We start from the raw sequence: 21399 nt of genomic DNA on the forward strand, positions 1-21399 counted from the left end.
TTTGGTTAAGGGGCCTTTTTATGGCCCCTTTTTCACTTTTAAGCTGTTTGGTCATCACGACCAGGCAGATCAAATCTCCCGAGGATTTTAGAATGGCTGAAATTACCGCATCCCTGGTAAAAGAACTGCGCGAACGTACTGGCGCAGGCATGATGGACTGTAAAAAAGCGCTGACTGAAGCCAATGGCGACATCGAGCTGGCCATCGAAAACATGCGTAAATCTGGCGCGATCAAAGCGGCGAAAAAAGCAGGCAACGTAGCTGCTGACGGCGTGATCAAAACCAAAATCGACGGCAACTACGGTGTGATTCTGGAAGTTAACTGCCAGACTGACTTCGTTGCTAAAGACGGTGGTTTCCAGGCGTTCGCTGACAAAGTGCTGGATGCTGCAGTTGCTGGCAAAATCACTGACGTTGACGTGCTGAAAGCGCAGTTCGAAGAAGAGCGCGTTGCGCTGGTGGCAAAAATCGGTGAGAACATCAACATTCGCCGCGTTGCCGCCCTCGAAGGCGATGTGCTGGGCAGCTACCTGCACGGCGCGCGTATCGGCGTTCTGATTGCCGCTACCGGTGCTGACGAAGAGCTGGTTAAGCAGCTGGCAATGCATGTTGCTGCAAGCAAGCCGGAATTCGTTAAGCCGGAAGACGTGTCTGCTGAAGTGGTAGAGAAAGAATACCAGGTACAGCTGGACATCGCCATGCAGTCTGGCAAGCCGAAAGAAATCGCAGAGAAAATGGTTGAAGGCCGCATGAAGAAATTCACCGGCGAAGTTTCTCTGACCGGTCAGCCGTTCGTTATCGATCCGAGCAAAACTGTTGCTCAGCTGCTGAAAGAGCACAACGCTGACGTGACTAACTTCATCCGCTTCGAAGTGGGCGAAGGCATCGAGAAAGTTGAGACTGACTTTGCAGCAGAAGTTGCTGCCATGTCCAAGCAGTCTTAATCACTAAAAGGAGCCGCCTGAGGGCGGCTTCTTTTTGTACCCCGCTTTAAAAAATCAGCAAAATACCTATGTTGTTTGTGCTGGTTTGCGACGTAATATGTCGCCTGAAATAACCCCTCTCAATCGTTGACAGTCTCAGGAAAGAATCATGGCTACCAATGCAAAACCCGTCTATAAACGCATTCTTCTCAAGCTTAGTGGCGAAGCGTTACAGGGCTCCGAAGGCTTCGGTATTGACGCAAGCATCCTTGACCGCATGGCACAGGAAATTAAAGAGCTGGTTGAATTAGGCATCCAGGTCGGTGTGGTGATTGGTGGTGGTAATCTTTTCCGTGGCGCAGGTCTGGCGAAAGCGGGTATGAATCGCGTAGTGGGCGACCACATGGGCATGCTGGCTACCGTGATGAATGGCCTGGCGATGCGTGACGCGCTCCACCGCGCCTATGTGAACGCCCGCCTGATGTCTGCTATTCCGTTGAATGGCGTGTGTGACAACTACAGCTGGGCAGAGGCGATCAGCCTGCTGCGTAATAACCGCGTGGTGATCCTCTCAGCCGGTACCGGCAACCCGTTCTTTACCACTGACTCCGCAGCCTGCCTGCGTGGTATCGAAATCGAAGCCGATGTGGTGCTGAAAGCCACCAAGGTTGACGGCGTGTTCTCTGCCGATCCGATGCAGGATCCGACCGCTACCCTGTACGATCAGCTGAGCTATGCTGATGTGCTGGATCGTGAACTCAAAGTCATGGATCTGGCGGCCTTTACTCTGGCTCGCGACCATAAACTGCCGATCCGCGTGTTCAACATGAACAAGCCGGGCGCGCTGCGCCGCGTGGTCATGGGTGAAAAAGAAGGCACTTTAATCACGGACTAATTTCCGTGAGCGCTAAATAAAGGTAAGATCCCGCTTTATTTAAAAGCGATTTTTATCAGACACTGTGACAGTGTGATGAATGAAACGAGGCTATACTTAGCGCACCTTTGGGTGTGGCTATGTGTGGCCTGCCTGAGACAAGTTTTCAAGGATCCGTAACGTGATAAACGACATCAGAAAAGATGCTGAAGTACGCATGGAAAAATGCGTGGAAGCATTCAAAACCCAAATCAGCAAAGTGCGCACTGGCCGCGCGTCCCCGAGCCTGCTGGACGGGATCGTTGTGGAGTACTACGGTACCCCGACCCCGCTGCGTCAGCTGGCCAGCGTCACGGTTGAAGATTCCCGTACGCTGAAAATCAACGTGTTCGATCGTTCCATGGGCCCGGCCGTTGAGAAAGCGATCATGGCATCCGATCTGGGTCTGAACCCGAACTCTGCCGGTAGCGACATTCGTGTTCCGCTGCCTGCGCTGACGGAAGAACGTCGTAAAGATCTGATCAAAGTGGTGCGTGGCGAAGCGGAAGGCGCGCGCGTTGCCGTACGTAACGTCCGTCGTGACGCGAACGATAAAGTGAAAGCGCTGCTGAAAGACAAAGCCATCAGCGAAGATGACGATCGTCGTTCACAGGAAGAAGTGCAGAAACAGACCGACGCGGCGATTAAAAAAATCGATGCGGCGCTGGCGGATAAAGAAGCGGAACTGATGCAGTTCTGATCCTGCGCACATGATGACAACGCCGTACAGAAATCCACAGGGTTTGCTGGCGGCGTTTTGCTTTCTATCCTCCAAAATTACGCCGGGCGTCTGATGAAGCAATTAACCCTCCTTGGCTCAACCGGATCTATTGGTTGCAGCACTCTTGATGTGGTTCGCCACAATCCTGAAACCTTCGCGGTGACGGCGCTCGTGGCCGGTAAAAACGTGGCGCGGATGGTCGAACAGTGCCTCGAATTCTCACCGCGCTATGCGGTGATGGATGATGACGCCTGCGCCCGTCAGTTGAAAGACGCGCTGGCGCAGCACGGCAGCCGTACCGAGGTGCTTAGCGGTCAGCAGGCGGCCTGTGACATGGCCGCGCTGGATGAGGTTGATCAGGTGATGGCGGCCATTGTCGGGGCGGCAGGGCTTCTGCCGACGCTGGCGGCTATTCGTGCCGGTAAAACCGTGCTGCTTGCCAATAAAGAGTCGCTGGTGACCTGCGGACGACTGTTTATGGAAGCCGTGAAGCACAGCGGCGCGCAGCTTTTGCCGGTGGACAGCGAACATAACGCTATTTTTCAGAGTTTACCGCAACCTTTCCAGCACAACCTGGGGTACGCTGATCTGGAGCAGAACGGCGTGATGTCGATTCTGCTTACCGGGTCTGGTGGCCCATTTCGCGAAACGCCGCTGTCTGAACTGGCTGCAATGACGCCCGATCAGGCCTGCCGCCATCCGAACTGGTCAATGGGACGTAAGATCTCCGTTGATTCAGCCACCATGATGAACAAGGGTCTGGAATACATTGAAGCACGCTGGTTATTTAATGCCTCCGCCGATCAGATGGAAGTGCTGATCCACCCGCAGTCGGTGATCCACTCCATGGTACGTTATCTGGATGGCAGCGTGTTAGCGCAGCTGGGCGAGCCGGATATGCGCACGCCGATAGCCCATACGATGGCCTGGCCTAATCGTGTGGTCTCAGGCGCGAAGCCGCTGGATTTCAGTACGCTGAGTGCACTGACGTTCTGCGCGCCTGATTACGATCGTTATCCTTGCCTGAAGCTGGCAATGGACGCGTTTGAGCAGGGGCAGGCGGCAACCACAGCGCTGAATGCGGCAAACGAAGTGACGGTCGCGGCCTTCCTGGACTCGGCTATTCGCTTTACCGACATTGCTGCCCTGAATCTGTCTGTGCTTGAGAAGATGGATTTGCGCGAACCGCAAAGTATCGATGATGTACTGGCTGTTGATAAACTTGCGCGTGATGTTGCACAAAAACAAGTGACGCAACTCGCAAGCTGGTGATATTACAGCCACTCGTGGTTGTGCTATTTGTTAGCGTATTACTTCAGTGATATAGTCTGCGCCACCTGATCGTGGGGCTTTTGTCCTTTCAGGTCAGGTAAGCCGTGGTTTTACACGGCTTTTTTATGTAAAGGCTTCAGTATTCCTGGCTACCGCTAAATCCTTTTCAGGGACTAATAACGCGTTATGTTGTCTGCTAATCAACCATTAAGCGAGAATTTGCCAGCGCATGGCTGCCGTCATGTTGCGATAATTATGGATGGCAATGGTCGCTGGGCGAAAAGACAAGGGAAATTACGGGCTTTTGGTCATAAAGCCGGAGCCAAGTCTGTTCGTCGTGCGGTTTCGTTTGCTGCGAATAACGGCATCGATGCATTGACGCTGTACGCTTTTAGTAGTGAAAACTGGAACCGGCCAGCGCAGGAAGTCAGCGCGCTGATGGAACTGTTCGTGTGGGCGCTGGATAGCGAAGTAAAAAGCCTGCACCGCCATAATGTGCGTCTGCACGTCATCGGCGACACCAGTCGTTTTAACGCCCGTTTGCAGGAACGGATCCGTAAAGCTGAGGCCCTGACGGCACAGAATACGGGGCTGACGCTGAATATTGCAGCGAACTATGGCGGGCGTTGGGATATTATTCAGGGAGTACAGCATTTAGCTGCTCAGGTCCAGGAAGGGCTGTTGCGCCCCGACCAGATTGATGAAGACGCGCTGAGTAAGCAAATCTGCATGCATGAACTGGCTCCCGTAGATTTAGTAATTAGGACAGGGGGAGAACATCGCATAAGTAACTTTTTGTTGTGGCAAATTGCCTATGCCGAACTTTACTTTACTGATGTTCTTTGGCCTGATTTCGATGAACAAGACTTTGAAGGTGCGCTGCATGCCTTTGCCAATCGAGAGCGTCGTTTCGGCGGCACCGAGCCTGGTGGCGACGAAGCCTGATGGGGGTAGCTTTTGCTGAAGTATCGCCTGATTTCTGCTTTTGTATTAATCCCCGTCGTTATCGCGGCGCTGTTCTTACTGCCGCCGGTGGGATTTGCTATTGTCACTATCGCCGTGTGCATGCTTGCCGCATGGGAGTGGGGGCAGTTTAGCGGTTTCACGTCCCGGAACGCGCGGGTATGGCTGGCGGTATTGTGCGGGCTGCTGCTTGCGGGCTGGCTGTTACTGATGCCGGAATACCATTACAACGTCCGCCAACCGCTGGTTGAAGGCGCGCTGTGGGCATCCTTAGGCTGGTGGATTGCCGCGCTGCTGCTGGTGCTGTTTTATCCGGCGTCGGCCAGCCTGTGGCGACATTCAAAAGCGCTACGTCTCGTGTTCGGTATCCTCACCATTGTGCCGTTCTTCTGGGGAATGCTGACGCTGCGCGCCTGGCACTATGACGATAACCACTACAGCGGCGCGCTGTGGCTGCTGTATGTCATGATCCTCGTATGGGGCGCAGACTCCGGGGCATACATGTTTGGTAAACTGTTCGGCAAGCATAAACTGGCGCCGAAAGTATCGCCGGGCAAAACCTGGCAGGGGTTTATTGGCGGTTTATTTACGGCCGCGGTAATATCCTGGGGCTATGGCGTGTGGGCAAATCTGGACGTTGCGCCTTCCACGCTGCTGGTGTGCTCAATTGTCGCAGCGCTTGCCTCTGTACTCGGTGATTTAACGGAAAGTATGTTTAAGCGTGAAGCCGGTATCAAAGATAGCGGTAACCTTATTCCAGGACACGGCGGTATACTTGATCGCATAGATAGCCTGACAGCGGCGGTGCCGGTGTTTGCCTGTCTGTTATTGCTGGTATTCAGGACGATTTAACGGAAGATTATATGCTGAGTATTCTCTGGAATCTGGCGGCGTTCATTGTTGCGCTGGGCGTGCTGATCACGGTGCATGAATTTGGCCATTTCTGGGTTGCTCGTCGTTGTGGTGTGCGGGTAGAGCGTTTTTCCATCGGTTTTGGTAAAGCGCTCTGGCGTCGCACCGATAAGCAGGGTACGGAATTCGTTATCGCGCTTATCCCTCTTGGCGGTTACGTTAAAATGCTGGATGAGCGCGTAGAGCCGGTGATCCCGGAACTGCGCCATACCGCATTTAACAACAAAACCGTCGGGCAGCGTGCTGCCGTCATTGCTGCGGGTCCCGTAGCCAATTTCCTCTTTGCTATCGTCGCTTACTGGCTGGTGTTTATCATCGGCGTGCCTGGCGTGCGCCCGGTAATCGGTGAAATAACACCCAACTCAATCGCCGCCAGCGCGCAAATTACGCCCGGCACGGAACTTAAAGCGATTGATGGTATCGAAACGCCTGACTGGGATGCTGTGCGTTTGCAGCTGGTGTCCAAAATCGGCGATGCGCAGACTACAATCAGCGTGGCCCCCTTTGGTACTGACAGCCGTCAGAACAAGACGCTGGATTTACGCGACTGGGCGTTTGAGCCTGACCGCGAAGATCCGGTCGCCTCGCTCGGCATTCAGCCACGCGGTCCGCAGATTGAACCGGTACTGGCGCAAGTGCAGGCTGACTCCGCTGCAAGTAAAGCAGGTTTGCAAGCAGGCGACAGGATCGTTAAAGTCGATGGTCAGCAGTTAACGCAGTGGATGACCTTTGTCACCCTTGTCCGGGATAATCCCGGCACGCCGTTAGCACTGGATATCGAAAGACAGGGCAGCCCCTTGTCTTTGACACTGATACCAGATACAAAACCGGGTAGCGGCAAGGACGAAGGGTTTGCAGGCGTGGTGCCTAAAATTATCCCGCTGCCTGACGAGTACAAGACAGTACGCCAGTACGGACCATTCAGCGCCATCGTTGAAGCCACGGATAAAACCTGGCAATTGATGAAGCTGACGGTCAGTATGCTGGGGAAATTGATAACCGGTGATGTCAAACTGAACAACCTCAGTGGGCCGATTTCTATCGCCCAGGGGGCTGGGATGTCAGCAGAATTTGGGTTGATTTACTATCTGATGTTCCTCGCTCTTATCAGCGTGAACCTTGGGATCATCAACCTGTTCCCGCTTCCTGTTCTGGACGGGGGGCACCTGCTGTTTTTAGCGATTGAAAAGCTAAAGGGCGGACCGGTATCCGAGCGAGTTCAAGACTTTAGTTACCGCATTGGCTCGATTTTGCTGGTGTTGTTAATGGGGCTTGCACTTTTCAATGATTTCTCTCGGTTATGAGAGCTAGTTAGGAAGAACGCATAATAACGATGGCGATGAAAAAGTTGCTCATAGCGTCGCTGCTGTTTAGCAGCGCCACCGTATACGGTGCTGATGGATTCGTAGTGAAGGACATTCATTTCGAAGGCCTTCAGCGTGTCGCCGTTGGTGCGGCCCTCCTCAGTATGCCAGTCCGTCAGGGCGATACGGTTAATGATGAAGATATCAGTAATACCATTCGTGCGTTGTTTGCCACTGGCAACTTCGAGGACGTCCGCGTCCTGCGTGATGGCGATACCCTTCTTGTACAGGTGAAAGAACGTCCGACTATCGCCAGCATCACTTTCTCTGGGAACAAATCAGTGAAAGATGACATGCTGAAACAGAACCTTGAGGCTTCTGGCGTGCGTGTTGGCGAATCCCTGGATCGCACCACCCTTTCCGATATCGAAAAAGGGCTGGAGGATTTCTACTACAGCGTCGGTAAGTACAGCGCCAGCGTAAAAGCGGTCGTCACGCCGCTGCCGCGTAACCGTGTTGACCTGAAACTGGTCTTCCAGGAAGGCGTCTCGGCGAAGATCCAGCAGATCAACATTGTTGGTAACCACGCCTTCAGCACCGAAGAGTTGATCTCAACCTTCCAGCTGCGTGATGAAGTGCCATGGTGGAACGTGGTAGGCGATCGTAAATACCAGAAACAGAAACTGGCGGGCGATCTGGAAACCCTGCGCAGCTACTATCTGGATCGTGGCTATGCCCGTTTCAACATTGATTCGACGCAGGTCAGCCTGACGCCGGATAAAAAAGGCATCTACATTACCGTAAACGTCACCGAAGGCGATCAGTACAAGCTTTCCGGCGTGGAGGTCAGCGGTAATCTGGCAGGTCACTCTGCCGAGATTGAAAGCCTGACCAAAATTGAGCCGGGCGAGCTGTATAACGGCACCAAAGTGACCAAAATGGAAGACGATATTAAAAAGCTTCTTGGTCGCTATGGTTATGCTTACCCGCGCGTACAGTCGCAGCCTGAAATCAACGACACGGATAAAACCGTTAAGCTGCATGTCAACGTTGATGCCGGTAACCGCTACTACGTTCGTAAAATTCGCTTTGAAGGTAACGACACCTCGAAGGATGCCGTTCTGCGTCGCGAAATGCGTCAGATGGAAGGGGCATGGCTGGGCAGCGATCTGGTTGACCAGGGTAAAGAGCGTCTGAACCGTCTCGGTTACTTCGAAACGGTGGATACCGATACCCAGCGTATTCCGGGCAGCCCGGATCAGGTGGACGTCGTTTATAAAGTTAAAGAGCGTAACACCGGTAGCTTCAACTTCGGTGTCGGCTACGGTACGGAAAGCGGCGTTAGCTTCCAGGTCGGCGTGCAGCAGGATAACTGGTTAGGCACCGGCTATTCCGTTGGCATCAACGGCACGAAAAACGATTACCAGACCTACTCTGAGTTCTCGATCACCAACCCGTACTTCACCGTTGATGGTGTGAGTCTGGGCGGTCGTATCTTCTATAACGACTTTGAAGCGGATGACGCTGACCTCTCCTCGTATACCAACAAGAGCTATGGCGTTGACGGTACACTGGGCTTCCCGATCAACGAGTACAACACGTTGCGTCTGGGCTTAGGTTATGTGCATAACGATTTGTCCAATATGGAACCTCAGGTCGCCATGTGGCGTTATCTTGACTCCATCGGCCAGAGCGCCAGTACGCAGGATGATGACAACGGCTTCGCGGCCGATGACTTCACCTTTAACTATGGCTGGACCTATAACAGACTCGACCGCGGCTACTTCCCGACGGAAGGTTCGCGCGTCAACCTGAACGGTAAAGTCACGGTGCCAGGCTCCGATAACGAGTTCTACAAAGTCACGCTGGATACTGCTTCATACTTCCCGATTGATGATGACCACAAGTGGGTCGTTCTGGGTCGTACCAAGTGGGGTTACGGCGATGGCCTGGGCGGCAAAGAGATGCCGTTCTATGAGAACTTCTATGCCGGTGGCTCCAGCAGCGTACGTGGCTTCCAGTCCAATAACATTGGTCCGAAAGCGGTGTACTACGGCGGTAACGGCCAGGATAACTGTGATAACAACGTAGCAGGCTCTGTCTGTAACTCTGATGATGCTGTGGGCGGTAACGCCATGGGCGTCGCCAGCCTGGAATTCATCACGCCGACGCCGTTCATCAGCGACAAGTATGCTAACTCGGTTCGTACGTCCTTCTTCTGGGATGCAGGTACTGTCTGGGATACGAACTGGGAAGACACCGCGCAGATGAAAGCGATTGGTGTGCCTGATTACAGTGACCCGAGCAATATTCGTATGTCTGCCGGTATCGCACTACAATGGATGTCTCCATTGGGGCCGTTGGTCTTCTCTTACGCCCAGCCGTTTAAGAAGTACGATGGCGACAAAGCAGAGCAGTTCCAGTTTAACATCGGTAAAACCTGGTAACTGGTCTTTGCAAAGGACTGCAATAGCAGTGTAGCGTGACACGGTTTCGCCCTGTCACGCAAAGAATGGTACCTGCGGGTACATTTGGGATGGTAAGGAGTTTACAGTGAAAAAGTGGTTATTAGCGGCAGGTCTCGGTTTAGCGATGGCAACGTCCGCGCAGGCAGCAGACAAAATTGCAATCGTGAACATGGGCAACCTGTTCCAGCAGGTGGCACAGACAACTGGCGTTTCCAAAACGCTGGAAAATGAGTTCAAAGGCCGTGCCGGTGAACTTCAGAAAATGGAAACCGATCTGCAGTCTAAAATGCAGCGTTTGCAGCGTGATGGTTCTACCATGAAATCATCCGATCGCAGCAAGCTGGAAAAAGACGTAATGGCACAGCGCCAGACCTTCTCTCAGAAAGCACAAGCTTTTGAGCAGGATCGTCAGCGTCGTTCCAACGAAGAGCGCGGCAAACTGGTTAACCGTATCCAGGCGGCTGTGAAGAAAGTGGCTGACGACCAGAGCATCGATCTGGTGGTTGACGCAAATACCGTTGCTTACAACAGCAGTGATGTGAAAGACATTACCGCTGATGTGCTGAAACAGGTTAAATAAGTAATGCCTTCAATTCGACTGTCTGAATTAGCAGGGCAGTTGGATGCAGAATTACACGGTGATGGCGATATCGTCATCACCGGCGTTGCGTCCATGCAGTCTGCTAAAGCAGGTCAAATTACTTTCATGGTAAATCCAAAATACCGTGAACACCTGGCCGCCTGCCAGGCGTCTGCCGTTGTCATGACGCAGGACGATCTCCCTTACGCCAAAAGCGCAGCGCTGGTAGTGAAGAATCCCTACCTGACTTACGCGCGTATGGCTCAAATTCTTGATTCCACGCCGCAGCCGGCACAGAACATTGCGCAAAGCGCGGTGATTGATGCCTCGGCAACACTGGGTCAAAACCTCTCTATTGGCGCGAACGCCGTTATCGAATCTGATGTGGTATTAGGCGATAACGTAGTGATTGGCGCGGGTTGCTTCGTCGGGAAAAAGACTAAAATTGGCGCAGGCTCGCGTTTATGGGCCAACGTTACCGTTTACCATGAGATTGAGATCGGTGAGAATTGCCTGATCCAGTCCGGGACGGTGATCGGCGCGGACGGTTTTGGCTATGCTAACGATCGCGGCAACTGGGTTAAGATCCCGCAGCTCGGCCGGGTGATCATTGGCTCTCGCGTAGAGATCGGCGCCTGTACCACTATCGATCGTGGGGCGCTGGATGACACCATTATCGGTAATGGCGTCATTATTGATAATCAGTGCCAGATTGCACATAACGTTGTGATTGGCGACAATACCGCAGTTGCGGGTGGCGTCATCATGGCGGGCAGCCTGAAAATTGGCCGTTACTGTATGATTGGCGGTGCCAGCGTGATTAACGGTCATATGGAAATCTGCGACAAAGTCACCGTAACGGGTATGGGCATGGTGATGCGTCCGATTACTGAACCGGGCGTATACTCCTCCGGTATCCCGCTGCAACCCAACAAAGTGTGGCGCAAAACAGCAGCACTGGTGATGAACATTGATGATATGAGCAAGCGTCTTAAAGCCGTTGAGCGCAAGGTCAATCAACAAGACTAATAATTCATCCGTTTTACGCCCAAACTTCCCGGCCTGACGGCATTAGCTTGCCGCGGGCCGTGTTATTATTGCCATTAAGTATATTTAGACAGGAAGAGTATTTTGACTACTGACACTCATACTCTGCACATTGAAGAGATTTTAGAGCTTCTGCCGCACCGTTACCCGTTCTTGCTGGTCGATCGTGTGCTGGATTTTGAAGAAGGTCGTTTTCTGCGCGCAGTAAAAAATGTTTCGGTTAACGAGCCATTTTTCCAGGGGCATTTCCCTGGCAAACCTATTTTCCCGGGCGTCCTGATCCTGGAAGCCATGGCGCAGGCCACCGGTATTCTGGCGTTTAAAAGCGTTGGTAAACTGGAGCCAGGCGAGCTGTATTACTTTGCGGGCATCGATGAAGCGCGCTTTAAGCGCCCGGTTGTCCCTGGTGATCAGATGATCATGGAAGTGACGTTCGAAAAAACGCGTCGCGGCCTGACACGCTTTAAAGGCGTGGCTACGGTTGACGGCAAAGTTGTTTGTGAAGCTACTATGATGTGTGCACGTAGCCGGGAGGCCTGATACGTGATTGATAAATCCGCCTTTATTCATCCTACCGCCATTGTGGAAGACGGTGCCGTCATCGGCGCTAACGTTCATATTGGACCGTTTTGTCTTGTTGGACCCCATGTTGAAATTGGTGAGGGTACCGTACTGAAGTCTCATGTCGTGATTAATGGCCACACTGTTATTGGCCGTGACAACGAGATATATCAGTTCGCCACTATCGGTGAAGCAAACCAGGATTTGAAATACGCTGGTGAGCCGACCCGTGTAGAAGTGGGCGATCGTAACCGCATTCGCGAAAGCGTCACCATTCACCGTGGAACCGTTCAGGGTGGTGGATTGACGAAGGTGGGCAGCGACAACTTACTGATGGTTAACGCGCACGTTGCGCATGACTGTACCGTCGGGAATCGCTGTATTCTTGCTAACAATGCAACGCTTGCGGGCCACGTTTCGGTTGATGATTTTGCAATCATCGGCGGCATGACGGCTGTGCATCAGTTCTGCATTATTGGCGCTCACGTTATGGTCGGCGGTTGCTCCGGTGTGGCGCAGGACGTCCCGCCGTATGTAATTGCCCAGGGTAACCACGCCACGCCGTTCGGTGTCAACATCGAAGGGCTGAAGCGCCGTGGTTACAGCAAAGAGGCGCTGTTTGCTATCCGTAACGCTTACAAACTGCTGTACCGTAGTGGTAAGACGCTGGAAGAAGCGAAGCCGGAAATCGCCGCACTGGCGGAACAGCATCCGGAAGTGAAGGCGTTCACCGAGTTCTTCGAACGCTCAACCCGTGGTCTGATCCGTTAATGTCTGGTCGTCCTCTTACGATAGCCCTGGTCGCCGGAGAAACCTCCGGCGATATTCTTGGCGCAGGTCTTATTAAAGCGCTGAAAGCACGCCACCCTGACGCGCGTTTTGTTGGTGTCGCGGGGCCGCGTATGCAGGCCGAAGGTTGTGAAGCCTGGTACGAGATGGAAGAGCTGGCGGTGATGGGCATCGTGGAGGTGCTGGGCCGTTTGCGTCGTCTGCTGCATATTCGCGCCGATCTCACCCGCCGTTTTACCGATCTCAAGCCTGATGTGTTTGTCGGCATTGATGCGCCGGACTTCAACATCACGCTGGAAGGCAATCTTAAAAAGCATGGGATCAAAACGATCCATTACGTCAGCCCGTCCGTCTGGGCCTGGCGCCAAAAACGCGTTTTCAAAATCGGCAGATCCACCAATCTGGTGCTGGCTTTTCTGCCTTTCGAAAAAGCGTTTTATGACCGGTTTAACGTGCCGTGTCGCTTTATCGGCCATACCATGGCGGACGCGATGCCGCTGGATCCCGATAAAAACGCGGCACGCGATACGCTGGGCATTGCTCACGATGTGCATTGTCTGGCGCTTTTGCCTGGCAGCCGCGGCGCGGAAGTGGAAATGCTCAGCGCAGATTTCCTGAAAACCGCACAGATTCTGCGTAGCCACTATCCGGATCTGGAAGTGGTGGTGCCGCTGGTTAACGCGAAACGCCGCGAGCAGTTTGAGCGTATCAAAGCGGATGTCGCGCCGGATTTGCGCGTGCATCTGCTGGATGGCATGGGTCGTGAGGCGATGGTCGCCAGCGATGCCGCGCTTCTGGCGTCCGGCACCGCCGCGCTGGAGTGCATGCTGGCGAAATGCCCGATGGTGGTGGGCTATCGTATGAAGCCGTTCACCTTCTGGATCGCCAAACGCCTGGTAAAAACCGACTACGTGTCGCTGCCGAATCTGCTGGCCGGGCGTGAGCTGGTGAAAGAATTATTACAGGAAGAGTGCCAGCCGCAGGCGTTAGCCGACGCGCTGTTGCCCCTGCTTGCCAATGGCAAAACCAGCCATGCCATGCATGAGACATTCCGCGAACTGCATCAGCAGATCCGTTGCAATGCCGATGAACAAGCAGCCGATGCGGTGCTGGAGTTAGCGCAATGATGGAATTTATCTATCCGCACACCCGATTAGTGGCCGGTGTGGATGAAGTTGGCCGTGGCCCGCTGGTCGGAGCCGTGGTTACCGCGGCGGTGATCCTCGATCCGGCGCGCCCGATTGTGGGTCTGAATGACTCGAAAAAATTATCGGAAAAGCGCCGTCTGGCGCTGTTTGATGAAATCAAAGACAAGGCGCTGAGCTGGAGTCTGGGCCGTGCCGAACCGCATGAAATTGACGAGCTGAATATTCTGCACGCCACCATGCTGGCGATGCAGCGTGCCGTGGCCGGGCTGCATATCGCCCCGGAATATGTCCTGATTGATGGCAACCGCTGTCCGGCGCTGCCGATGCCCTCCATGGCGGTCGTCAAAGGCGACAGCCGGGTCGCAGAAATCAGCGCGGCGTCTATTATTGCCAAAGTGACGCGCGATGCGGAAATGGCGGCGCTGGATCTGACTTTTCCTCAATATGGCTTTGCCCGGCACAAAGGGTATCCGACAGCCTTCCATCTGGAGCGGCTGGCGATGCACGGTGCGACAGAGCATCACCGGCGTAGCTTTGCGCCCGTAAAACGCGCACTGGGACTGGTGTCCTGATCCTTGCAGCACAATAAGTAAACCGGAAGCTAAAATGGCTGAACCACGTTTCGTACACCTGCGGGTGCACAGCGACTATTCCATGATCGATGGGCTGGCAAAGACCGGGCCGCTGGTGAAAAAGGCGGCCTCGCTGGGCATGCCTGCGCTGGCGATCACCGATTTTACCAACCTCTGCGGTCTGGTTAAGTTCTACGGGACGGGCCATGGCGCGGGGCTGAAGCCCATTGTCGGCGCAGATTTTCATGTGCAGAGCGACATCATGGGCGACGAGCTGACGCAGATCACCGTGCTGGCCGCCAATAACAACGGCTATCAGAACCTGACGCTGCTGATCTCCCGCGCTTACCAGCGTGGCTATGGCGCGCAGGGGCCGTGGATCGATCGCGACTGGCTGGCGGAGCTGGGCGATGGCCTGATCCTGCTGTCCGGCGGGCGCATGGGCGACGTCGGTCGTAGCCTGCTGCGCGGCAACAGCGCGCTGGTCGATCAGTGCGTCTCGTTCTACGAAACGCACTTCCCGGACCGTTTCTTCCTCGAACTGATTCGCACCGGCCGCCCGGACGAAGAGAACTATTTACATGCGGCCGTCGAACTGGCGCAGGCCCGCGGCCTGCCGGTCGTTGCCACTAACGACGTACGCTTTATCGATACCGGTGACTTCGACGCGCACGAAATCCGTGTGGCCATCCACGACGGCTTTACCCTCGACGATCCCAAACGCCCGCGTAACTATTCGCCGCAGCAGTACCTGCGTACCGAAGACGAAATGGTGGAGCTGTTTGCGGATCTGCCGGAAGCTCTGCAAAACAGCGTCGAAATTGCCAAACGCTGTAACGTCACCGTGCGCCTCGGCGAATACTTCCTGCCGCAGTTCCCGACCGGTGACATGAGCACCGAAGATTTCCTGATCCTGAAATCAAAAGAGGGGCTGGAAGAGCGTCTGGAATTCCTCTTCCCGGACCCGGCGGTGCGCGCAGAGAAACGCCCGGAATATGACGAGCGCCTGGACATTGAACTCCAGGTGATCAACCAGATGGGGTTCCCTGGCTACTTCCTCATCGTGATGGAATTTATCCAGTGGTCGAAGGATAACGGCGTACCGGTAGGGCCGGGTCGCGGCTCGGGCGCGGGTTCGCTGGTGGCCTATGCGCTGAAAATCACCGACCTCGATCCGCTGGAATTCGACCTGCTGTTCGAACGCTTCCTTAACCCGGAGCGTGTGTCCATGCCTGACTTCGACGTTGACTTCTGCATGGAGAAACGCGATCAGGTAATTGAACACGTGGCCGATATGTATGGCCGCGACGCGGTATCGCAGATTATTACCTTTGGTACGATGGCGGCGAAAGCGGTGATCCGCGACGTGGGCCGCGTACTGGGGCATCCGTACGGCTTTGTCGATCGTATCTCAAAACTCATCCCGCCCGATCCGGGGATGACGCTGGCGAAAGCCTTTGAAGCCGAGCCGCAGCTGCCGGAAATCTACGAGGCTGACGAAGAAGTCAAAGCGCTGATTGATATGGCGCGTAAGCTGGAAGGCGTAACGCGTAACGCCGGTAAACATGCGGGCGGCGTGGTGATCGCGCCGACGAAAATTACCGACTTTGCGCCGCTGTATTGCGATGAATCAGGCCAGCATCCGGTCACCCAGTTCGACAAGAACGACGTGGAATATGCCGGTCTGGTGAAGTTCGACTTCCTTGGTTTGCGAACGCTTACTATCATCGACTGGGCGCTGAAGATGATCAACCCGCGCCGGGCCAAACAGGGCCTGGAGCCGATTGATATTGCGGCGATCCCGCTTGATGACAAGAAAAGCTTTGATATGCTGCAGCGCTCGGAAACGACCGCCGTGTTCCAGCTTGAATCGCGCGGCATGAAGGATCTGATCAAGCGTCTGCAGCCAGACTGCTTCGAAGATATGATCGCGCTGGTGGCCCTGTTCCGTCCTGGCCCCCTTCAGTCCGGCATGGTGGATAACTTTATCGACCGTAAGCACGGGCGCGAAGAGATCTCCTATCCGGATGTGCAGTGGCAGCACGAATGCCTGAAACCGGTACTGGAGCCAACCTACGGCATTATCCTGTACCAGGAACAGGTGATGCAGATCGCGCAGGAGCTTTCCGGCTATACCCTGGGGGGCGCGGACATGCTGCGTCGTGCGATGGGTAAGAAAAAGCCCGAAGAGATGGCCAAGCAGCGTTCTGTCTTTGAAGAGGGCGCGAGAAAGAACGGCATCGACGGCGAACTGGCGATTAAAATTTTCGATCTGGTGGAAAAATTCGCTGGCTATGGCTTTAACAAATCGCACTCCGCCGCCTACGCGCTGGTGTCTTACCAGACGCTGTGGCTGAAAGCGCACTATCCGGCTGAGTTTATGGCGGCGGTGATGACCGCCGATATGGACAACACTGAGAAGGTGGTGGGGCTGGTGGATGAGTGCTGGCGCATGGGGCTTAAGATCCTGCCGCCGGACATTAACTCCGGGCTGTATCATTTCCACGTTAACGATGACGGTGAAATTGTCTATGGCATCGGCGCGATCAAAGGCGTGGGTGAAGGCCCGATTGAAGCCATTCTCGAAGCGCGTAATAAAGACGGCTATTTCCGCGAGCTGTTTGATTTATGCGCCCGTACCGACACCAAAAAGCTTAACCGCCGGGTGCTGGAAAAACTGATTATGTCCGGGGCTTTCGACCGCCTCGGACCGCACCGTGCGGCGCTGATGAATGCGCTGGGCGATGCGCTGAAAGCCGCCGACCAGCATGCGAAAGCCGAGGCTATCGGCCAGGCTGACATGTTTGGCGTGCTGGCAGAAGAGCCGGAGCAGGTGGAGCAGTCCTATGCCAGCTGCCAGCCGTGGCCGGAACAGGTGGTGCTGGATGGCGAGCGTGAAACCCTGGGTCTGTATCTGACAGGGCACCCGATCACTCAGTACCTGAAAGAAATTGAGCGGTATGTCGGCGGCAATCGCCTGAAAGACATGCACCCGACGGAACGTGGGAAAGTCACCACGGCGGCGGGGCTCGTCATTGCTGCGCGGGTAATGGTCACCAAGCGCGGCAATCGTATCGGCATCTGTACGCTGGATGACCGTTCCGGACGCCTGGAGGTGATGTTATTCACCGACGCGCTGGATAAATATCAGCATTTGCTGGAAAAAGACCGCATACTTATCGTCAGCGGACAGGTCAGCTTTGATGACTTCAGCGGCGGGCTTAAAATGACTGCCCGCGAAGTCATGGACATTGACGAAGCCCGGGAAAAATATGCTCGCGGGCTTGCTATCTCGCTGACGGACAGGCAAATTGATGACCAGCTTTTAAACCGACTCCGTCAGTCTCTGGAACCCCATCGTTCGGGGACCATTCCAGTACATCTCTACTATCAGAGGGCGGATGCACGTGCGCGGTTGCGCTTCGGTGCAACGTGGCGTGTCTCTCCGAGCGATCGTTTACTCAACGATCTGCGTGGCCTTATTGGTTCGGAGCAGGTGGAACTAGAGTTTGACTAATACAGGAATACTATGAGTCTGAATTTCCTTGATTTCGAACAGCCGATTGCTGAGCTGGAAGCGAAAATCGATTCCCTGACGGCCGTAAGCCGCCAGGATGAGAAACTGGATATTAACATCGACGAAGAAGTGCATCGTCTGCGTGAAAAGAGCGTAGAACTGACGCGCAAAATCTTTGCCGATCTCGGCGCATGGCAGGTCGCGCAACTGGCGCGTCACCCGCAGCGTCCGTACACCCTGGATTATGTCCGCCTGGCATTTGATGAATTCGACGAGCTGGCAGGTGACCGTGCTTACGCTGACGATAAAGCCATTGTTGGCGGGATCGCGCGTCTGGATGGCCGTCCGGTGATGATCATTGGTCATCAGAAGGGGCGCGAAACCAAAGAGAAAATCCGTCGTAACTTCGGCATGCCCGCTCCGGAAGGCTATCGCAAAGCGCTGCGTCTGATGGAAATGGCAGAGCGTTTTAACATGCCGATCATTACCTTTATCGACACCCCCGGCGCTTATCCAGGCGTCGGCGCGGAAGAGCGCGGTCAGTCTGAAGCCATCGCCCGCAACCTGCGTGAAATGTCGCGTCTGAACGTACCTGTCATCTGCACCGTCATTGGTGAGGGTGGTTCCGGCGGCGCGCTGGCGATCGGCGTTGGCGATAAAGTTAATATGCTGCAGTACAGCACCTATTCCGTTATCTCTCCGGAAGGTTGTGCGTCCATTCTGTGGAAAAGCGCCGACAAAGCGCCGCTGGCCGCGGATGCCATGGGCATTATCGCGCCGCGCCTGAAAGAGCTGAAGCTGATCGACAGCGTGATCCCGGAACCGCTGGGCGGCGCGCACCGTAACCCGGAAGCGATGGCTGCCTCCCTGAAAGCGCAACTGCTGGACGATCTGGCGGATCTCGATGTGCTGAGCAAAGAAGATCTGCGTAACCGTCGTTACCAGCGTCTGATGAGCTACGGCTACGCCTGATACGCGTCATGATTCTGAAAAGCCACACTATAGTGTGGCTTTTTTTATACCTGCCGTTTACCTCAACTATCATTAGCGGAGGTTTTTTGCAGGAGTGACGCGTGAATATTATTGCCATTATGGGAACGCATGGCGTTTTTTATAAAGATGAACCTATAAACGAACTGGTCATCGCACTGGAGAAACAAGGGTTTAAAATCATCTTCCCGCAGAACAGCGCCGATCTGCTGAAGTTTATTGAGCATAACCCGCGCATCTGCGGCGTGATTTTTGACTGGGACGAGTACGGCATTGAGCTGTGCAGCGATATTAATCAGCTCAACGAATATCTGCCGCTGTATGCTTTTATCAATACCCACTCAACGCTCGACGTCAGCGCCCACGATATGCGCATGGCGCTGTGGTTCTTTGAATATGCGCTGGATGTCGCTGACGGCATCGCCACCCGCATTGAGCAGTACACCCGCGAATATCTTGATAACATCACGCCGCCTTTTACCCGCGCGCTCTACACCTATGTGAAAGAGGGGAAATACACCTTTTGCACGCCAGGGCATATGGCGGGAACGGCGTATCAAAAAAGTCCGGTGGGCTGCCTGTTTTATGACTTCTTTGGCGGTAATACGCTGAAAGCGGATGTCTCGATTTCCGTCACTGAGCTGGGCTCGCTGCTCGATCATACCGGTCCGCATCTGGAAGCGGAGGAGTACATCGCCCGCACCTTTGGCGCCGAGCAGAGTTATATGGTGACCAACGGCACCTCGACGTCCAACAAAATCGTCGGCATGTACGCCGCGCCCACCGGCAGCACGCTGCTGATTGACCGCAACTGCCATAAATCTCTCGCCCATCTGCTGATGATGAGCGATGTCGTGCCGCTGTGGCTGAAGCCGGGGCGTAACGCGCTGGGTATTCTGGGCGGCATTCCCCGTCGTGAATTCAGCCATGCAAGCATTGAGCAAAAAGTGGCGGCCACCAGCGGGGCGGCCTGGCCGGTGCATGCGGTGATCACCAACTCCACCTATGACGGGCTGCTGTACAACACCAACTGGATCAAGCAGACCCTCGATGTACCCTCGATCCATTTTGATTCCGCCTGGGTGCCTTACACTAATTTCCATCCCATCTATGCCGGAAAGAGCGGCATGAGCGGTGAACGCGTGCCGGGGAAAGTCTTCTTCGAAACCCAGTCGACGCATAAAATGCTGGCAGCGTTTTCGCAGGCCTCGCTGATCCACATTAAAGGCGAGTACGACGAGGAGACGTTTAACGAAGCCTATATGATGCATACCACCACCTCGCCGAGCTATCCGCTGGTGGCCTCTATTGAAACGGCGGCGGCAATGCTGCGCGGCAATCCCGGCAAACGGCTGATCAACCGTTCCGTTGAGCGGGCGCTGCATTTCCGTAAAGAGGTGCAGCGGCTGAAGGATGAGGCCGACGGCTGGTTCTTTGACATCTGGCAGCCGGAGGAAATCGACGAGGCTGACTGCTGGCCGGTGGCGCCGGGGGAGAGCTGGCACGGATTCCGCGACGCGGACGCCGATCATATGTTCCTCGATCCGGTCAAAGTGACCATTCTCACGCCGGGCATGGATGAGCAGGGCAACATGAGCGATGAAGGGATCCCGGCGGCGCTGGTGGCGAAATTCCTTGATGAGCGTGGCGTGGTGGTGGAAAAAACCGGGCCTTACAATCTGCTGTTCCTGTTCAGTATCGGCATCGACAAAACGCGGGCGATGGGACTGCTGCGCGGGCTGATGGAGTTCAAACGCGCCTACGATCTGAATCTCCGGGTGAAAAATATGCTGCCGGATCTCTACGCGGAAGATCCCGATTTTTATCGCAATATGCGTATTCAGGATCTGGCGCAGGGCATTCATCAACTGATCCGCCAGCACGATCTGCCGCGCCTGATGTTACAGGCCTTTGACGTGCTGCCCACCATGCGTATGACCCCGCACCAGGCCTGGCAGCAGCAGGTGAAAGGCGAGGTGGAGACGGTGGCGCTGGAGAAGATTGTCGATCGCGTGTCGGCCAATATGATCCTGCCTTATCCGCCGGGCGTGCCGCTGCTGATGCCGGGGGAGATGATCACAGCCAGAAGCCGCGCCGTGCTCGATTTCCTGCTTATGCTCTGCGCCATTGGCCGTCATTATCCCGGCTTTGAAACCGACATTCACGGGGCGAAGCGCGATGAAGAGGGCATCTACCGGGTACGAGTCCTAAAACAGGGCTGACCCCTTGCAGAGCGTCGCGGGCGATCGTAACGTGCAGGGATCGGAAAAAGGAGACAGCATGCTCGGCTTAAAACAGGTTCACCATATCGCGATCATCGCGAGCGACTATACCCGCAGTAAGACATTTTACTGCGACATTCTGGGCTTTAGCTTACAAAGTGAAGCGTACCGTGCGGAGCGGGACTCCTGGAAAGGCGATCTGGCGCTGAACGGTCAGTATGTGATCGAGCTGTTTTCATTTCCGTTTCCGCCGGCGCGTCCGAGCCATCCGGAAGCCTGCGGTTTACGCCACCTGGCGTTCAGCGTGGATGACGTTGAAGCAGCGATCGCGCATCTGGAAGCCCATAACGTGACCTGCGAGCCGGTACGTGTCGATCCCTTTACCGGCAAACGTTTTACCTTCTTTAACGATCCCGACGGTCTGCCGCTGGAACTTTACCAGCAGTAACGCTTGCCACTGTGGAAGATGCCCGGTAACGTGCCGCCATCTTCCTTTT

General features: G+C 54.8%; 18 protein-coding genes. All 18 read left to right on the top strand.

All coding sequences use genetic code 11. From position 1 onward, the window contains the following. Positions 1 to 92 precede the first annotated feature (92 nt). The 18 genes from tsf (at position 93) to BMF08_RS09700 (ending at position 21350) form a co-directional block, all read left to right on the top strand. A complete protein-coding gene (gene tsf, locus BMF08_RS09615; RefSeq protein WP_072570716.1) occupies positions 93 to 944 on the top strand; it encodes a translation elongation factor Ts in 852 nt (283 codons plus the stop codon). Between the two features lie 148 nt (positions 945 to 1092). Further along, on the top strand, positions 1093 to 1818 hold the full coding sequence (pyrH, locus tag BMF08_RS09620) for a UMP kinase (RefSeq protein WP_072570717.1): 726 nt from the start codon (positions 1093 to 1095) through the stop codon (positions 1816 to 1818). A gap of 160 nt (positions 1819 to 1978) precedes the next feature. Further along, on the top strand, positions 1979 to 2536 hold the full coding sequence (gene frr / locus BMF08_RS09625; RefSeq protein ID WP_072570719.1) for a ribosome recycling factor: 558 nt from the start codon (positions 1979 to 1981) through the stop codon (positions 2534 to 2536). 93 nt (positions 2537 to 2629) lie between these two features. Further along, positions 2630 to 3829 carry a 1-deoxy-D-xylulose-5-phosphate reductoisomerase gene (gene ispC / locus BMF08_RS09630; protein ID WP_072570837.1) on the top strand — a complete coding sequence of 400 codons (1200 nt, stop codon included), beginning with the start codon at positions 2630 to 2632 and terminating at the stop codon, positions 3827 to 3829. A gap of 186 nt (positions 3830 to 4015) precedes the next feature. Then, positions 4016 to 4774, top strand: coding sequence for a (2E,6E)-farnesyl-diphosphate-specific ditrans,polycis-undecaprenyl-diphosphate synthase (ispU, locus tag BMF08_RS09635; RefSeq protein WP_072570720.1), 759 nt, complete (start codon positions 4016 to 4018; stop codon positions 4772 to 4774). A 12-nt stretch (positions 4775 to 4786) separates the two neighbouring features. After that, positions 4787 to 5644 (top strand): phosphatidate cytidylyltransferase, encoded by an 858-nt coding sequence (gene cdsA / locus BMF08_RS09640; protein ID WP_072570722.1) that lies wholly within the window; start codon positions 4787 to 4789, stop codon positions 5642 to 5644. A gap of 11 nt (positions 5645 to 5655) precedes the next feature. Beyond that, complete coding sequence (gene rseP / locus BMF08_RS09645; protein WP_072570723.1) at positions 5656 to 7008, top strand: sigma E protease regulator RseP; 1353 nt, start codon at positions 5656 to 5658, stop codon at positions 7006 to 7008. A 29-nt stretch (positions 7009 to 7037) separates the two neighbouring features. Continuing rightward, positions 7038 to 9455: an outer membrane protein assembly factor BamA gene (bamA, locus tag BMF08_RS09650; RefSeq protein ID WP_072570725.1), complete on the top strand. Its 2418-nt coding sequence runs from the start codon at positions 7038 to 7040 to the stop codon at positions 9453 to 9455. Between the two features lie 106 nt (positions 9456 to 9561). Beyond that, positions 9562 to 10056 carry a molecular chaperone Skp gene (gene skp / locus BMF08_RS09655; RefSeq protein ID WP_072570727.1) on the top strand — a complete coding sequence of 165 codons (495 nt, stop codon included), beginning with the start codon at positions 9562 to 9564 and terminating at the stop codon, positions 10054 to 10056. Between the two features lie 3 nt (positions 10057 to 10059). Next, the gene (gene lpxD, locus BMF08_RS09660; protein ID WP_072570729.1) at positions 10060 to 11085 is read left to right on the top strand and encodes a UDP-3-O-(3-hydroxymyristoyl)glucosamine N-acyltransferase; all 1026 of its coding nucleotides are present in this window, start codon (positions 10060 to 10062) and stop codon (positions 11083 to 11085) included. A 102-nt stretch (positions 11086 to 11187) separates the two neighbouring features. After that, entirely contained in the window at positions 11188 to 11643 is a 456-nt protein-coding gene (fabZ, locus tag BMF08_RS09665; RefSeq protein WP_006173598.1) for a 3-hydroxyacyl-ACP dehydratase FabZ, read from the top strand. A gap of 3 nt (positions 11644 to 11646) precedes the next feature. Then, complete coding sequence (lpxA, locus tag BMF08_RS09670; protein WP_072570730.1) at positions 11647 to 12435, top strand: acyl-ACP--UDP-N-acetylglucosamine O-acyltransferase; 789 nt, start codon at positions 11647 to 11649, stop codon at positions 12433 to 12435. Beyond that, complete coding sequence (gene lpxB, locus BMF08_RS09675; RefSeq protein ID WP_072570732.1) at positions 12435 to 13580, top strand: lipid-A-disaccharide synthase; 1146 nt, start codon at positions 12435 to 12437, stop codon at positions 13578 to 13580. Before lpxA ends, lpxB begins: the two co-directional genes overlap by 1 nt. Continuing rightward, positions 13577 to 14173 carry a ribonuclease HII gene (gene rnhB / locus BMF08_RS09680; protein WP_072570734.1) on the top strand — a complete coding sequence of 199 codons (597 nt, stop codon included), beginning with the start codon at positions 13577 to 13579 and terminating at the stop codon, positions 14171 to 14173. Before lpxB ends, rnhB begins: the two co-directional genes overlap by 4 nt. Positions 14174 to 14207: 34 nt before the next feature. Further along, positions 14208 to 17690, top strand: a complete 3483-nt coding sequence (gene dnaE, locus BMF08_RS09685) for a DNA polymerase III subunit alpha (RefSeq protein WP_072570735.1) — start codon at positions 14208 to 14210, stop codon at positions 17688 to 17690. A gap of 12 nt (positions 17691 to 17702) precedes the next feature. Next, positions 17703 to 18662, top strand: a complete 960-nt coding sequence (gene accA / locus BMF08_RS09690; protein ID WP_072570737.1) for an acetyl-CoA carboxylase carboxyl transferase subunit alpha — start codon at positions 17703 to 17705, stop codon at positions 18660 to 18662. A 101-nt stretch (positions 18663 to 18763) separates the two neighbouring features. Then, positions 18764 to 20902 carry a lysine decarboxylase LdcC gene (locus BMF08_RS09695; RefSeq protein WP_072570739.1) on the top strand — a complete coding sequence of 713 codons (2139 nt, stop codon included), beginning with the start codon at positions 18764 to 18766 and terminating at the stop codon, positions 20900 to 20902. A gap of 58 nt (positions 20903 to 20960) precedes the next feature. Beyond that, positions 20961 to 21350 (top strand): VOC family protein, encoded by a 390-nt coding sequence (locus tag BMF08_RS09700; RefSeq protein WP_072570741.1) that lies wholly within the window; start codon positions 20961 to 20963, stop codon positions 21348 to 21350. The last annotated feature ends 49 nt before the right edge of the window (positions 21351 to 21399 follow it).

The sequence above is a fragment of the Enterobacter sp. SA187 genome, from assembly GCF_001888805.2.
Taxonomy (GTDB): domain Bacteria; phylum Pseudomonadota; class Gammaproteobacteria; order Enterobacterales; family Enterobacteriaceae; genus Enterobacter_D.

Excerpts from the sequence above, each read along its gene's own strand:
- tsf (WP_072570716.1), top strand. The coding sequence starts at position 93 with ATGGCTGAAATTACCGCATCCCTGGTAAAAGAACTGCGCGAACGTACT.
- pyrH (WP_072570717.1), top strand. The coding sequence starts at position 1,093 with ATGGCTACCAATGCAAAACCCGTCTATAAACGCATTCTTCTCAAGCTT.
- dnaE (WP_072570735.1), top strand. The coding sequence starts at position 14,208 with ATGGCTGAACCACGTTTCGTACACCTGCGGGTGCACAGCGACTATTCC.
- BMF08_RS09700 (WP_072570741.1), top strand. The coding sequence starts at position 20,961 with ATGCTCGGCTTAAAACAGGTTCACCATATCGCGATCATCGCGAGCGAC.
- lpxB (WP_072570732.1), top strand. The coding sequence starts at position 12,435 with ATGTCTGGTCGTCCTCTTACGATAGCCCTGGTCGCCGGAGAAACCTCC.
- bamA (WP_072570725.1), top strand. The coding sequence starts at position 7,038 with ATGGCGATGAAAAAGTTGCTCATAGCGTCGCTGCTGTTTAGCAGCGCC.
- rnhB (WP_072570734.1), top strand. The coding sequence starts at position 13,577 with ATGATGGAATTTATCTATCCGCACACCCGATTAGTGGCCGGTGTGGAT.
- lpxD (WP_072570729.1), top strand. The coding sequence starts at position 10,060 with ATGCCTTCAATTCGACTGTCTGAATTAGCAGGGCAGTTGGATGCAGAA.
- rseP (WP_072570723.1), top strand. The coding sequence starts at position 5,656 with ATGCTGAGTATTCTCTGGAATCTGGCGGCGTTCATTGTTGCGCTGGGC.
- ispU (WP_072570720.1), top strand. The coding sequence starts at position 4,016 with ATGTTGTCTGCTAATCAACCATTAAGCGAGAATTTGCCAGCGCATGGC.
- accA (WP_072570737.1), top strand. The coding sequence starts at position 17,703 with ATGAGTCTGAATTTCCTTGATTTCGAACAGCCGATTGCTGAGCTGGAA.
- ispC (WP_072570837.1), top strand. The coding sequence starts at position 2,630 with ATGAAGCAATTAACCCTCCTTGGCTCAACCGGATCTATTGGTTGCAGC.